Annotated in this window: 10 protein-coding genes; 9 read left to right on the top strand and 1 reads right to left on the bottom strand. The window is 51.5% G+C overall.

The genetic code is table 11. The annotated features are described in order from the left end of the window. Positions 1 to 248: 248 nt before the first annotated feature. From GQE98_RS13335 to GQE98_RS13295, 9 genes are all read left to right on the top strand, one after another. Positions 249 to 1,223, top strand: a complete 975-nt coding sequence (locus GQE98_RS13335; protein ID WP_161316104.1) for a TAXI family TRAP transporter solute-binding subunit — start codon at positions 249 to 251, stop codon at positions 1,221 to 1,223. 110 nt (positions 1,224 to 1,333) lie between these two features. Then, complete coding sequence (locus GQE98_RS13330) at positions 1,334 to 4,153, top strand: TRAP transporter permease (protein WP_161316103.1); 2,820 nt, start codon at positions 1,334 to 1,336, stop codon at positions 4,151 to 4,153. A gap of 16 nt (positions 4,154 to 4,169) precedes the next feature. After that, positions 4,170 to 4,598 carry a universal stress protein gene (locus tag GQE98_RS13325; RefSeq protein WP_161316102.1) on the top strand — a complete coding sequence of 143 codons (429 nt, stop codon included), beginning with the start codon at positions 4,170 to 4,172 and terminating at the stop codon, positions 4,596 to 4,598. Between the two features lie 411 nt (positions 4,599 to 5,009). Beyond that, positions 5,010 to 6,308: a KamA family radical SAM protein gene (locus GQE98_RS13320; protein ID WP_202526282.1), complete on the top strand. Its 1,299-nt coding sequence runs from the start codon at positions 5,010 to 5,012 to the stop codon at positions 6,306 to 6,308. Then, a complete protein-coding gene (locus GQE98_RS13315) occupies positions 6,305 to 7,309 on the top strand; it encodes a D-alanine--D-alanine ligase family protein (protein ID WP_161316100.1) in 1,005 nt (334 codons plus the stop codon). Before GQE98_RS13320 ends, GQE98_RS13315 begins: the two co-directional genes overlap by 4 nt. Before the next feature lie 7 nt (positions 7,310 to 7,316). Beyond that, positions 7,317 to 8,282, top strand: a complete 966-nt coding sequence (locus GQE98_RS13310; protein ID WP_161316099.1) for a D-alanine--D-alanine ligase family protein — start codon at positions 7,317 to 7,319, stop codon at positions 8,280 to 8,282. Beyond that, the gene (locus tag GQE98_RS13305; RefSeq protein WP_161316098.1) at positions 8,282 to 10,549 is read left to right on the top strand and encodes a GNAT family N-acetyltransferase; all 2,268 of its coding nucleotides are present in this window, start codon (positions 8,282 to 8,284) and stop codon (positions 10,547 to 10,549) included. Before GQE98_RS13310 ends, GQE98_RS13305 begins: the two co-directional genes overlap by 1 nt. Before the next feature lie 800 nt (positions 10,550 to 11,349). After that, positions 11,350 to 11,796: a nucleoside diphosphate kinase regulator gene (rnk, locus tag GQE98_RS13300; protein WP_161316097.1), complete on the top strand. Its 447-nt coding sequence runs from the start codon at positions 11,350 to 11,352 to the stop codon at positions 11,794 to 11,796. A gap of 188 nt (positions 11,797 to 11,984) precedes the next feature. Next, entirely contained in the window at positions 11,985 to 13,643 is a 1,659-nt protein-coding gene (locus tag GQE98_RS13295) for a thiamine pyrophosphate-binding protein (protein ID WP_161316096.1), read from the top strand. Here the strand turns inward: GQE98_RS13295 and GQE98_RS13290 are convergent. Continuing rightward, positions 13,640 to 14,557: a LysR family transcriptional regulator gene (locus GQE98_RS13290; RefSeq protein ID WP_202526281.1), complete on the bottom strand. Its 918-nt coding sequence runs from the start codon at positions 14,555 to 14,557 to the stop codon at positions 13,640 to 13,642. The genes GQE98_RS13295 and GQE98_RS13290 overlap by 4 nt on opposite strands. Positions 14,558 to 14,671 lie beyond the last annotated feature (114 nt).

The following is a 14,671-nucleotide window of genomic DNA, read 5'->3' as shown; positions in this document are numbered from 1 at the left end:
GAATTTTGAGAGTTTGCTTTGAGAGCAATATGGCGTTAGTTTTTAAAAATTACGTCCCGTGATGCAGGCTTTTGGTAAGATATGAGGGTAAATTTTCTTCAAGGCTGAATTTTATTTTTTGGCGCTTTGCGCTAGGAATTGAGAGGAAAGGCCGACTTTGGGATTGTTTTTCGAAATTGGCATAATTCGTTGCTAGGGGAGATTAAGAAATTGCTAGCAGCATTTTTTACAAGTGAAGGAGGAATATAATGAGAAAGTTTTTTGCCGTAGCGGCGGTGGCGGTTACTGCCATCGGCGGGCTTGGCCTATCGGCTGCGCCAGCGAGTGCAGAAACATTTATTACTATCGGAACTGGCGGGCAGACCGGCGTTTACTATCAGGTTGGTGGCGCAATATGTAAGCTGGTTAATCGCGGGGCCGCGGATCATGATATTAAATGTACCCATACAACAGGGGGCTCCGTAAAAAACATCAATGGCATTCGTGCAGGGGATCTGGACATGGGGGTTGCCCAGTCTGACTGGCAGTATCACGCCTATAACGGCACGGCTCCTAAGCAGTTTCCGGATGGTAAGTTCGAAGAGCTGCGCGCTGTATTCTCGGTTCACCCTGAACCCTTTACAGTGCTGGCTCGCAAGGACTCCGGCATCAAGACTTTTGAAGATCTGAAAGGGAAGCGGGTCAATGTCGGCAACCCTGGTTCGGGTCAGCGCGGCACTATGGAAGTCGTTATGGAGAAAATGGGCTGGGCGATGGACGATTTTGCTCTGGCGTCTGAGCTGAAATCCTCCGAACAGGCTGCCGCTCTTTGCGATAACAAGGTAGATGCAATCGTCTTTACAGTTGGTCATCCTAACGGATCCATCAAGGAGGCCACCACCTCTTGCGATGCAGTGCTTGTGAATGTCAATAATGACGTCATCAAAAAGCTGGTTGCGGATAACGCATTTTATGCAATGGCAACAATTCCTGGCGGAATGTATAATGGTACGGATGAAGATGTCGAAACATTTGGTGTGGGGGCAACATTCGTTTCTTCAACGAGGACCGATCCGGAAGTGGTCTATCAGATTGTGAAGGCGGTTTTTGATGACATTGAACGGTTCAAGAAAATGCATCCTGCGTTTGCAAATCTGGACACAAAGGCAATGATTACGAATAATCTGTCGGCTCCTTTGCATGAAGGGGCTGTTCGATATTACAAGGAACAAGGCTGGATGTAAGGCCATACGGGCAGGCGGGAAGTTATTTTCCGCCTGCCATTTTTTTGCTATTGTGACGTATATGACCTAACTGGGCGAAGATTATGTAGTGGAAGAGGGGGACGCTTTCTATGGGCAGCAACAACGAACAAAAGCCGCTCAGCGCTGAAGAGCTTGAGGATCTGGTTGCTTCGACGGATGTAGGGGGCCGCAATCCTTCCAACCGAAATATTGCTCTGCTTATTGCTGCACTGGCACTGGTTTGGTCGGTATGGCAAGTATGGATCGCCTCGCCAATTCCCTATATTCTGAGTTGGGGTGTTTTTTCAGGCAAGGAGGCCCGCCCTATCCATTTGGCTTTCTCCTTGATCCTGGCATTTCTGGCCTATCCTGCATTCAAAAAATCCCCTCGGGATCATGTGCCCGCTGTCGATTGGTTGCTTGGTATTCTCGGTATTGCCACGACGATGTATCTCGTCTTTTTCGATAGCTCTATCGCGGATAGTCTGTTGGGTTCCCGTCTTTCTGACCGGCCCGGAAATCCGAATATGGTGGATATCATCGTTGCCTGTGTTGGCGTTGTCGTTCTATTGGAGGCAACCAGACGGGCGCTTGGCCCGCCTTTGATGATCGTTGCCATGGTGTTTCTTGGATATACCTTCCTGGGTCCCTATGCGCCTGGGATTCTTGCCTGGAAAGGCGCTAGTTTCGGGGCGGTTGCGGATCATCAGTGGCTTTCTTCAGAAGGTGTTTTCGGCATTGCTCTCGGTGTTTCAACAGGTCTCGTGTTTCTTTTTGTGTTGTTTGGCGCGTTGCTCGATAAGGCAGGTGCAGGAAACTACTTCATTAAGGTCGCCTTTTCCCTCATGGGGCATATGCGGGGTGGTCCTGCAAAGGCGGCTGTCGTCGCCTCTGGTATGACAGGGTTGATATCCGGTTCTTCTATTGCCAATGTGGTCACTACCGGCACCTTCACCATCCCGATGATGAAGCGTGTTGGATTTAGTTCAGAGAAGGCGGGTGCTGTGGAAGTGGCGTCTTCCGTAAATGGCCAGATTATGCCGCCTGTGATGGGCGCCGCGGCCTTCCTGATGGTTGAGTATGTCGATATCAGTTATTTCGAGGTCGTGAAACACGCTTTCGTGCCTGCTATCATCTCTTATATCGCCCTCGTCTATATCGTGCATCTGGAAGCTATGAAGCTAAATATGCAGGGGCTGGATAGGGGGGGTGACGTCAAGCCGATGAAGCTGGCGTTGTTGTCGTTTGGCATTACCCTTGCGACTATCCTCATTCTGGGGGGTGGTATTTATTATCTGTCGGAATTGTTTAATCTGCTGGACAACTCGCTCAACCGACTCATTGCAATCCTGATCCTGATTTTACTTCAGGTTGGTATCTTCAAAGTGGCTGTCGAGAAAGCGGAAGAGGGGACGAAAGCAAAGATTCTCTCTAAAGGGGCGCTGATCCTCTGCAATATAGTGATCGCGAGCTTTGCCATTTTCTTTGCCGTAGATCTATTGCGGCAGCTCGTCGGGCCGACCCTTACGCCTTGGATTGCCGGTGCAGCGGTACTGCTTGTCTATGTTTATCTGGTATCAATTTGCGCCAGGTATCCCGATCTCGTCGTCGATGACCCGAATGCCCCGATTACCGCACTTCCGGAACCAGGGCCGACCGTTATGGTCGGGTTGCACTTTGTTCTGCCGGTTGGTGTTCTGATCTGGTGTCTGATGATTGAACGCTTGTCACCTGAACTTTCCGCTTTCTGGGCTGTTGCGTTGATGATTTTTATCCTTCTTACGCAGCGGCGCCTGTTTGCGTTATTCCGAAAAGAAGCATCTTCGGGGACATTTAGGCGTGGCTTTGACGAATTTATTGAAGGCATGATTGCGGGCGCCCGTAATATGATCGGGATTGGTATAGCAACCGCGTCGGCAGGAATTATCGTCGGTACGGTTTCACAGACCGGTGTCGGGCTGGTTCTCGCGGAACTTGTAGAATTTCTGTCCCAGGGGCAGATTCTTCTGATCCTGATATTTACAGCGGTTTTAAGCCTTATTCTTGGGATGGGGTTGCCAACAACAGCCAACTATATCGTCGTCTCGTCGCTTTTGGCTCCTGTGATCGTGAGTCTGGGACAACAGAGCGGGCTTATAGTTCCTCTTATTGCGGTTCATCTGTTTGTATTCTATTTTGGAATTATGGCCGATGTTACTCCGCCGGTTGGCCTTGCGTCATTCGCGGCTGCGGCAGTTTCAGGCGGTGACCCAATCCGAACAGGTTTTGTGGCCTTCTTCTACTCACTTCGAACAGCGATTTTACCGTTCTTGTTCATCTTCAACACAGATTTGCTGTTGATTGATGTAACACCGATACAGGGATTTGTTGTCTTTGTCGTTGCGACTGCGGCCATACTGTTATTTACGGCGGGAACACAGGGCTATTTTATGACCAAGTCGAGGGTATGGGAGTCGATAGTGCTCATCCTGATCGCTTTTACCTTGTTCCGACCGGGTTTCTGGATGGATATTATCTCTCCTCCGTTTGAGAAAGCGGATCCAGCCGGAATAGTTGAGGCTGTCCAAAATTCACCTGTAGGGTCGGAACTGCGATTTATAGTCCAGGGAATGGACGATGTTGGTGATGAGCTGGTTTTTACAGCCGTAATGCCTATTGGCGATCAAGCGACAGGTGAGGAAAGACTTGAAGCATACGGCCTTGAGATCCTGATTGAAGATACCAAGGTCCTCGTTGATAATGCGATGTTTGACAGTCCTGCACAAGCCGCTGGCCTTGAATTTGATCAGCAGATACTTACTATTCTAGTGCCGGTAAGCCAGCCAACGAAGGAGCTCTTATACATTCCGGCTCTCTTGCTGCTTGGTGGTATTTTCTGGTTGCAACGCCGCCGACAGCAATCCGGTATTTCATCGGCTAGCACAGCGTAAATAAAGGGAGAATAGAATGTTCAAAGATATCTTGCTTGCTGTGGATGTCGAGGATGTGCAGTCATGGCAAAAGCCCATTAAGGTGGCCACGGAATATGCCAAGGCTTTTAACTCCAATTTGCATATCATGACGGTGGTTCCGGATTTTGGCATGAGTATTGTCAGCTCATACTTTCCCAAGGATCATGAAAAAAAGATGGTTGAAAAGGCCAATGAAATGCTCCACACCTTTGTGAAGGAGCATGTTTCTGAAGATATTCATGTCCAGCATATTATCGGTCTTGGATCGATATATGAGGAGATTCTTCGGGTAAGCCGGGAAATTAAATCTGACCTGATTATCATGGGAACGCATCGGCCTAAGTTGCAGGATTATCTGCTGGGTCCCAACGCGGCGCGAGTGACACGCCATGCTACCTGTTCAGTGATGGTGGTGCGGGAATGACTATGCCCGGCCAATGGCATTGAAAAACCCTGACTAGAATTTCTGTTTCCCGTTCAACCGGCACCAAAAGTGGCGCAGGCATCTCCTGCAGACTGATAATGTGTCAACACCTCTGAATGTAAGTATAAATAGTTGCAAGGAATGATGTTGTCGCGTGTAGATCGTCCATATCAGGAATATTTTAAGAGCATCCCGACTACAATCCATAAAAGTAAACATGTTTAAATACAAAGGATTAGGTGTTTTATGCTCAGTATAAATTAGAAATTTCTGTTGTTTATAAAAAAACGCTTGACGATGAAACAAATCGTTTCTAATTATGCGTTTGTTCGGAAGTGTGGCGACAGAATCGACGATTGTCGCGCGACGGCCCCTTCTGACACAGAGAACCATCTTAAGATGAACTCACTTATGTCTGGTCAAGCGGCAAAGGAGGCCGCTAAGCCGCCCAGTCGACGCTTCCTTCAAAGCGCAGACTTTAAATCCCTTCCCCATATTGTTGCAGACAGCACCGCTCTTGCGGAAACGACTGCATTTCCGATATCGGAGCGATCCCGCGTCTTCAAGGACCGGTTCTTCCCTGCCGCGAGCGACGCGGAATGGCTGGACTGGCGCTGGCAGCTCAGAAACCGGATCAGGTCTCTTGCGGGTCTTGAACGGGTGTTTACTCTGACAGCCGATGAGCGGGATGCAGTATCGCGCCAGTCCGGGTCTTTACCGATGGGCATCACCCCTTATTATGCAAGCTTGATGAGTCTGGACAATCCGTCCGAGGGTCTTCGGCGCACGCATATCCCGGTTGGTGATGAGTTCATCAAGATGCCGGGCGAGGCAGACGACCCCCTCGGCGAGGATCACGACGCGGCGGTGCCAGGTCTTGTCCATCGCTATCCAGACAGGGTGCTGTTCCTCGCAACAGGTTTCTGTTCGACTTACTGTCGCTACTGCACAAGATCGCGCATGGTCGGTGAGGCAGGCGGTGAGTATGAATTTTCGAAATCCCAGTGGGAGAAGGCGTTCGACTATATCGCGGCGCATCCTGAAATTCGTGACGTGCTGATTTCCGGTGGTGATCCTCTGACTTTGTCAGACGATCGGCTGGATTATCTGCTGACGCGGCTCCGGGCGATCGAGCATGTGGAATTTATTCGCATCGGCTCAAAGATCCCGGTGGTGATGCCCATGCGGATTACCAAGTCACTAACGGATATGTTGAAAAAGCATCATCCGTTGTGGATGAGCATTCATTTCACTCATCCGGATGAATTGACTCCCGAAGTGACCGAGTCGACTGCGCGGCTTGCCGACGCGGGTATTCCGCTTGGCAGTCAGACGGTTTTGCTGAAAGGTATTAATGACGATATCTCAATCATAAAGCCATTGATGCACGGTTTGCTCAAACGCCGGGTGAAACCTTATTATCTTTATCAATGCGACCCGATTACCGGGTCTTCGCATTTCCGGACCCCGGTAGCAAAGGGTCTTGAAATCATCGAGGGATTGCGTGGTCACACGACGGGCTATGCCATTCCCACATATGTGATTGATGCGCCTGGCGGCGGCGGCAAGATTCCACTGCTTCCTGACTATGTCGTTGGCCGCGATGGTGAAGACCTTATCCTCCGTAACTTCGAGGGCGGGACCTATCGTTACCATGATCCTGGCGGCGTAATCGGGTCTGAACCCTGCCATCAGGAGGCCGCGCAATGAAGCTCGGCCTCGTCTATGATCTGCGGGACGATTATCTCGCCCTTGGCTTCTCGGAAGAGGAGACCGCTGAGTTCGATTCCCGGGCAACTATTGATGCTCTTGAAGGCGCCCTTGGACGTCTCGGATGGGATGTCCATCGGATCGGGCGTGGACAGGAACTCGCCCACCGACTGGTAGGCGGGGAGCGGTTTGATCTTGTCTTTTCCATCGCAGAAGGCCTACACGGGCGGTCTCGCGAGGCGCAGGTTCCGGCGCTTTGCGAGATGTTCGATCAGCCTTATGCCTTTTCCGATCCACTAACCATGGCGGTAACGCTGGACAAGCCGGTCGCAAAGCGTATTGTTCGGGACAGCGGCATTCCGACAGCGGATTTCGTCATTCTCGAGAGGGCAACGAGTGACTTGCCGGATATTGCTTTTCCGGCATTCCTGAAACCGATTGCGGAAGGGACGGGCAAAGGCTGCGGCGGACGTTCCAAGGTATCAAACAAGGTGGAACTGAAACGCGAGGCCGCGCGGTTGATCGAGAAATTCCATCAGCCCGTGATTGCCGAGAGCTATCTCGCTGGACGCGAGTTTACTGTCGGTATCGTCGGTAATGGCGCGAATGCAAAGGTAATCGGGGTGATGGAAATAGCTGTCAAACCCGATGCGGACAGCGGCATCTATAGTTACGAGATTAAGGAAAACTGGGAACCGTTTGTAACGCTTACTATGGTGGATGACGCAGAGGCACAGCTTGCGGGCACATGGGCGATGGCTGCCTATCATGCGCTCGGCTGCCGTGATGCGGCGCGGGTCGATCTTAAATCCGACGGTCATTGCTCGCCGCAGTTTCTCGAAGTGAACCCGATTGCCGGATTGCATCCAACCCATTCGGATTTGCCGATCCTGACAACAAAGGCCGGCTTCAACTATGATTGGCTGATAGGCGAGATCATTGCTTCTGCGTCAGAGCGCTACGGCTTTTCTTTACCAGCAATCGGCGTCCGGGCGGCCTGAGACGTCAATGGCAGACTATATCCCGGTCCTGCATGGCGGCACGGACCTCCGGGCGGACGAGCTCGATACCATTGATAGCGCAAAATGTGTCGCAGCGGCGCTTGAATACCTTGGCTATAGAAGCAATGTCATCGCGCTCGATATCGATTTTGCAATTATTGAAGAACTGACCAAGGAACAGCCTCTCGTGGTTTTCAATCTCGTTGAGAGCATCCGCGGAAACGGGAGCCTTGGCCATCTCGCCTGCGCTCTGCTGGCGCATTTTCACCTTCCCTATACGGGAGCGGGGGAGACAGCCTTTTTCCAGAGCAATTCGAAACGGCTTTCTAAGTCGCTGCTTCGCGCGGCAAATCTACCGACTCCGATGGAATGGGCTGGCGCGGTTCCCGTAGGACAGAAGGTGATTGTCAAATCAGTTAATGAGCATGCGTCTTACGGGATGGACCAAAAGTCAATTGTCGAGGGACCAGAGGCGGCGTGCGAGATTGTGCGCCGCGAGCAACAGTTTGGTGGACGCTTTTTCGCCGAAGCCTATATTCCGGGGCGGGAGTTTAATATTTCACTTTTGGAAACAAAGACGGGACCCCAGGTTCTGCCGATCGCGGAAATGCGTTTTGATGGATTGCCTGAGGGCGTTTATCCGATTGTTGATTATAATGCGAAGTGGGACGAGGAAAGTGATGTCTATCATCACACCCGACGCAGGTTTGGCTTGGAGGATCGAGAGCCGGATCTCGCGGCAGAACTCCGGCGCTTGTGTGTTGATTGCTGGCTTGCCGCGGACCTTAGCGGTTACGCGCGGATCGACTTTCGCGTCGATGCCATGGGCCGGATTTCTATCCTCGAGTATAACGCTAATCCCTGCCTTGCGCGGGATGCAGGTTTCGCGGCGGCTCTCACGGAAGCCAGTATGAGCTATGAAGAAGGTATCCAAATGATTGTCGATGCGGCCCTTGCGAAGGAAGTGAACTGATGTTTCGTATTCGAACCCTTACCGATGCTTCGGCCCCCGCGAACCAGAAGGCCATTGGTGAAATCCAGGCAATTATTCGGGATCAATTCTCCGATATGACGGACAAGGACATCGCCAAGCTGCCGGAACAGATTTCGGATCCGATTACCCACCAGTTCGTCGCCAAGGTCTCCGTCGCAGAGGATGGGCGTGGACGCATTCGCGGCTTCTCGTTGCTGCTTGTCGATCCGCTGCTCAATTTCGGCTATCTGGAGCTGATTGCGACGGCGAAGAGCGGCTCCGGCAGTGGTGTTGGCGCGGCGCTCTATCAACAGATCCAGCAGCGCGCGCGTGAAAAGGGTTTGCGCGGCCTTTATTTTGAATGTTTGCCCGATGATCCGGAGTTGAGCCCCAACCCGGCCATCCGCAAGCAGAACGAGGACCGGCTCCGCTTTTATGAGGGGTTCAACGCCTATCCAATTATGGGGACGGATTACGAGACGCCCGTTACGCCGGGAACGACAGATAGCCCCTATCTGATGTTTGACGGCCTTGGCGAATTCATGGTGCCGCCCGCCGTGACGCTACGCCGGATAGTCCGCGCAATCCTGGAGCGGAAATATGCCGACCTCTGCCCGCCGGAATATGTTCAGCGGGTCGTCGATTCGATTGAGGACAATAAATATGCGATACGGCTGCCGCGTTACGGCAGCACACTGCCCGACGTTAAACAACAAGCTATCGCCGCAAAAATTCCGCTCGTTGTCAATGACCGGCATGATATCCACCATATTCGTGAGCGAGGGTATGTCGAGGCGCCAGTCCGCATCAAATCAATCTTGAAGGAGCTGGAACCGACAGGGCTTTTTACCGTGAGGTCGCCGAAGCATTATGGCGACCGGCATATCAAGGCAGTCCACGATACCCGGCTTGTCGATTATATCGAGCGCGCCTGCGCGGATGCGCCTGAAGGAAAATCGATTTATCCCTATGTCTTCCCGATCCGGAACGCACAGAGAATGCCCAAGGATCGTTCCGTTCTTGCCGGATATTGGTGTATTGATACCTTCACACCGCTCAACCGCAATGCCTTTCCGGCAGCACGGCGGGCTGTTGATTGCACCCTGACGGCGACAGAAGCGGTTCTTGATGGAGCGCGCGCCGCTTATGCACTTGTGCGTCCACCTGGCCATCACGCAGAGAGCCGCGCCTTCGGCGGCTTTTGCTATTTCAACAATGCTGCGATATCGGCGCAATATCTCTCCCGGTATGGAAGGGTGGCTGTGCTTGATGTCGATTACCATCATGGGAATGGCACACAGGACATTTTCTATGAACGCGGCGATGTTCTGACTGTCTCGATCCATGGCGATCCATCCTTCGCCTATCCGTATTTTACCGGATTTCGCAATGAAACCGGGCGAGGGGCAGGAGCAGGCTGTAATCTTAATATTCCGTTGCCGGAGACAATTATGGCCGATGTCCATCGCGAGGCCCTAAAGAAAGCCTTTGCCCGTATCAAGGATCATGCACCGGCCTATTTGGTGGTCGCGCTAGGTCTGGATGCGGCCAAGGGGGATCCGACAGGTACCTGGCCGTATCGCGCTGCCGACTTCTTCAAGATGGGGGCATTGATCGCCGGAATAGGCCTGCCGACGGTGTTCGTGCAAGAGGGCGGTTATCGCGTGCGCAATCTCGGTGTCAATGCCCGGCGCTTTTTTGAAGGGGTGGCAAGTGTTGCCAAAACACCAGACTTGACCTGGGAACTGAAACGTAAAGGCGGCCTAGGCAAGAATGAGCCGATGAAATGGCGCTCGTCGGTTGTCCCCTCCGATGTAGCTGAAATACGCCGGATCGTTATGGCAACCAACGCTTTTTCTGGCGAGGAAATTGATATCGCGGCGGAGCTGGCGGAAGAACGTATCACCAAGGGCCGGATCACCGGCTATGAGTTTATCCTTGCAACACAAAATGGGAAACTCGCTGGCTATGCCTGCTATGGCAAGACACCGGGGAGCGAGCAGGCTTATGATCTCTATTGGCTCGCCGTCGATCCGGACCGACAGCGTAGCGGTCTCGGGCACCAAATTCTGGAGCGGACCGAGGCAGCCATCCGCAAAGCAGGCGGTGCGTTCATGATCGCGGAAACCTCGTCAACGGTTGCTTATGACAAGGCACGTGCATTTTACGAACGGGTCGGGTTCGAGAAGCTGGTTGAAATCAAAGATTTCTATCGGCCCGGAGACAACAAGGTCATTTACCGGAAAAGTTGTCCGTCTCAATCCTAATTGGACAGGCACTGACTTCCAGAGGACACAATAGCCGTCGATTAATACCCGTGATCCCACGAATATCAGCCTAAAAATTGCACACCATGATGCATCAGGAAACGCCGGCCAAGGAATCTCTGGATCGTGTCTATGCGCTGAATGACAATAACCCGGTGATGTATCTATATCAGGTTGACCCCGATACACACGCGATGGAGAAATAGGCACAAACGGCCTTGGCACTTAATCCAAAGGACCCGTTGGCGTGGGTATTCCATTTCATAATCGAGACGGCGCGCTGGATGCGGGACCTTGAAAATCTGGTGAAAATCGGACTGCCCCGGGAGTAAGGGACGGGGAACTTACCTTTTAGCCCAGCCATTCCTGTTCTCGCATTTACCCATTGACTATCTAGCATACTGCGCTTATCTGTCGACTTATGATAACGCATGCAGATCATTTTCGGTTTATTCTTCTGAACCGCCCCTTTCCCCGGGCGGTTTAGGCGCACCTGCGCCTGCCAAACCTCTCGGGGCGTCCCAATATAATTAAGTTGACTTTGCCAGCGAAAAAACGCCCGGAGTCGGGACATGTCTATATTTCTTAATCTTTAGTGTCAGTAAGCTTTGGATGACGATGAGTACGGAACAGTTTGTCTGAGCAACCGGCTTAAAATCACTCCATTTCTCCTTGTATTCGAGAATTTCCTAATACTGGGCTTTTGGCTTTAAAAAATTGCAGGTTGTGAAAAACGGGCACTGCCTGTCACTAAACTAATTCCCACATTTTTCATCCACTTAAAGAAATTGGAGGTTCGTATGGTTACCGCTTCATCCCAACTCCCTATCTCTACACGTCGACCAAAAATTGTCATCAGTGCCGCGTCACTGCCTCGTCTGGAGGCGTTGGCTGAAAGATTCTTGGAGCGCGATCCAGCTATGGCCGGCCGCCTTCTGGACGAACTTGCCAGAGCACGTATCGTTGATCAACATAAGATGCCTGCCAATGTTGCGGCGATTGGTAATGTTGTGACCTACCGGGACAGAACAACCGGGGAGGAACGAACTGTGACGCTTGTCTTCCCAGGCGAGGCGGATATCGCGCACCAGAAGGTATCGATAATGACACCTATTGGTATCGCGTTGATCGGTTTGAAAGAGGGCGCTAGCTTTTATTGGGACACACGCGAAGGTGAACGGCGGATGTTGACTCTTGTCCGGGTAGCGTCCGCTGTTTCTGCAGGTGTCCCGCAGGGCGAGAGCTAGGCGATTATACTAAACCAGATTTGTAGCAGGTGACTGTCGGCGCTGTCTGACGATTGCCGTTTTGCGGTCGGCGTGCGCTAAACTTGATTGTTGTTCTTGCGATCCGTAGAGCTAAGGTAGGTTAGGACTTGCGCTCTGGCTGAGGCTGGTTAAAGGGCAACAAAATTTCTGACATGAGGAGACCTGGCTTGATTACGACGACGGTTGCAGATTATTTGTGGCGAAATATTAGTAACCTTGGGGTTAAGACAGTATTTGGGTTGCCCGGAATTACTACTTTACCGGCTATGGAGGCTATGCGCCAACTTGGTGCGCCGGAATTCGTTGTAACACGGCATGAGCAATGTGCTGGACATATGGCGGATGCAACCGCGCGGCTTGGGGCGAAGCTCGGAGTATTGCTGGTTGATCTTGGTCCTGGCTTGGCAAATACGCTGACTTCCGCACTTGCTGCGAGTCGGGATTCTTCACCTTTGTTAATTTTAGCGGGACAAGAACATCAGTCGTTAATAGGGCGAGAGGTTTGGCATGAGATGCCGGAAATTACGGTGTTCTCTCCAATGTTAAAATTCTGCGAACGTGTGGAGAGTGCCGAGGCATTTCCACGCCTTCTTGATCAAGCCCTTAGGTTTGCAATGTCAGGCCGTAAGGGGCCGGTGTTGTTGAGTGTCCCTAAGAATATCTGGGAGCAGGAAGTTAGATCGCCCCTCAAACCCTTTGCCGCCGGCTTTTTGCCAAGCCCGGGAGAGGCAGCAATGGTTAAGACCGTGAGTCTGTTGCGGAAATCGAGGCGACCTGTTGTTGTCGCAGGTGGCGGGGGTCGAAATCCGGAAGCCAGTAAAGCTATTCGGGCGATGTGCGAGCGTTGGAACCTTCCTGTCGTTACATCTCCAAACGGGCGCGGGGCGCTGTCGGAAGAGCATCCATTGTGTTTAGGTCATGCGGGTCGATTTGGTCAGGTCCACGCCAGTAGAACATTGGCCGAGGCGGACCTCATTTTGTCATTGGGGTGTCGGCTGGATGATTTAACAACACATAACTGGTCTTTATTGAACCCGGACCAAACCGTTATCCAAGTAGATATAGAGGCGACCATGATTGCCCAAAACTGGCCTGTGGATCTTGCGATCGTAAGTGATGCCGGGGCTTTTGCCAAGAAGCTGGAGGAGGGGTTCGAGGCGCCGCTAACAGCATTCTGGGATCTACGCTCAAGGTCTGCTGATCGCCGTAAGGAACGAAACAAGTTCTACGCTATTGATGATGAGGTTGCGGTCAAGCCGCAAGCCGTTATGAAAGCGCTAGAGACTTTTGTGGGTGATGATCACACAGTGGTGATGGGGGGTGGGCGGTTTCAGCAATTTGCTGGAGAGTGGCTTGTTCGTCGATCGGAAAATTTCTTTTATGCAGCGAATTCCGGTACAGTCGGGTTCGCACTTTCTGCAGCTATTGGTGCGGCAATTACGTCTCCGGAACGCCAGGTTATCTGTGTCCTGGGCGACGGCGATTTCACTATGCATTGCCAGGAGTTGGAAACTGCGGTGAGGACAAAGGCCAATGTCAAAATCGTAATTCTGAATGATTTCGCATACGGGGCCATGAAAGCACGGCAGGTCTTCAGCTATGGAACGGAGTATGGTAACGCTGATTTTGCGGCCTTGGCCAAGTCATTTGGCGCAGAAGGGCGTAGAATCTCTAAAGGCAATGATATCAAAGAAACTGTGCGCTGGTTGCTTGAAACAAGCGGACCGGCCCTGATTGACGTTCATATAGATCTGACAGAAAATCGTTCGCTTCTTTATGGACATGATATTGGCCAAAAGGAACCAGCATCAGTTACTAAAACTTAACGTACCGTAGTCAACTTTTCCTCTGCGAATGTAAGAAACTCTTTGGCAGCAACCGGCAACAAGCGTTCGGAAAGAATGCAGAGGTCAATTGTACCGCCTGTGAGGGTCTTGGAGTGGATAGGACGCGCTATCAGCTCTCCGCTATCCAGTTCCTTTTTGACCGCATAGGTATGTAAAAGCGATATCCCGTCGCCATTTTTGGCGAATGCCCGCAGCGCCTCGATCGAGTTGGTTTCAAGGGCAGGCACCAAAGGAACTTTTGTTTCCCTGCAAGCCTGATCGAGCAGGTTACGAATGCCGAAAGTTGTGATTGGTATGGCGACCGGCCCTTTCAGGACACGCTGCAGATCGAATTGTTCTACACTACTAAGCTCATAGTCTGGCGCCATAATTGCCATTACCGGATCATTAATCCGCATCCGGTATTCAATTTTATCCAACGCAGGCGCATTGAAAGCCAAGCCGATATCTGCCGTTCCGGCCAGTAATTGCGTTGTAACATCGGCCGCACTTGCAACAAGAAGCTGGAAATTAACTTCTGGAAAAGTCTGTCTAAAATTTGAAACAAGGGGGGAGAGGAACGAGCCGATCATGCCTTCAATGGCGGCAATTCTCACGGTCCCGCGTTTCATATTCCTCAGCTGTTGAATTTCTGACCCGAGTCGGCGAAGAGCCAGCAGACTATCAACAACATATGCACTATATATTTCACCTGCCGCTGTAAGCTTCATCCCCCGCGGTAGGCGTTCAAACAATACCTCATCAACTTCAGATTCCAGTTTGGATATTTGTCGGCTTATAGCGGATGAGGCAACATTCAGATTCTCGCCTGCCTCACGAATTGATCCGGTTCTAGCTACTTCGTGGAAGTACCTTAGAACGGTAAGGTGTTGGGCGTCTCTCGCCTTGGGCATGAGTGAAGGTAGTTCTTGAATCATGGATAATACTTAAACCCATTTTTTTCAGTCATTTAAAATGCAAATGTTTCTATTGTTGCCGATTTAGCAATGCATCGTTCCATATTATGC

The organism is Sneathiella litorea (assembly GCF_009882915.1).
GTDB lineage: Bacteria > Pseudomonadota > Alphaproteobacteria > Sneathiellales > Sneathiellaceae > Sneathiella > Sneathiella litorea.
This window is presented reverse-complemented; position numbering and strand designations above follow the sequence as displayed.

Excerpts from the sequence above, each read along its gene's own strand:
- GQE98_RS13335 (WP_161316104.1), top strand. The coding sequence starts at position 249 with ATGAGAAAGTTTTTTGCCGTAGCGGCGGTGGCGGTTACTGCCATCGGC.
- GQE98_RS13330 (WP_161316103.1), top strand. The coding sequence starts at position 1,334 with ATGGGCAGCAACAACGAACAAAAGCCGCTCAGCGCTGAAGAGCTTGAG.
- GQE98_RS13325 (WP_161316102.1), top strand. The coding sequence starts at position 4,170 with ATGTTCAAAGATATCTTGCTTGCTGTGGATGTCGAGGATGTGCAGTCA.
- GQE98_RS13320 (WP_202526282.1), top strand. The coding sequence starts at position 5,010 with ATGTCTGGTCAAGCGGCAAAGGAGGCCGCTAAGCCGCCCAGTCGACGC.
- GQE98_RS13315 (WP_161316100.1), top strand. The coding sequence starts at position 6,305 with ATGAAGCTCGGCCTCGTCTATGATCTGCGGGACGATTATCTCGCCCTT.
- GQE98_RS13310 (WP_161316099.1), top strand. The coding sequence starts at position 7,317 with ATGGCAGACTATATCCCGGTCCTGCATGGCGGCACGGACCTCCGGGCG.
- GQE98_RS13305 (WP_161316098.1), top strand. The coding sequence starts at position 8,282 with ATGTTTCGTATTCGAACCCTTACCGATGCTTCGGCCCCCGCGAACCAG.
- rnk (WP_161316097.1), top strand. The coding sequence starts at position 11,350 with ATGGTTACCGCTTCATCCCAACTCCCTATCTCTACACGTCGACCAAAA.
- GQE98_RS13290 (WP_202526281.1), bottom strand. The coding sequence starts at position 14,557 with ATGCCCAAGGCGAGAGACGCCCAACACCTTACCGTTCTAAGGTACTTC.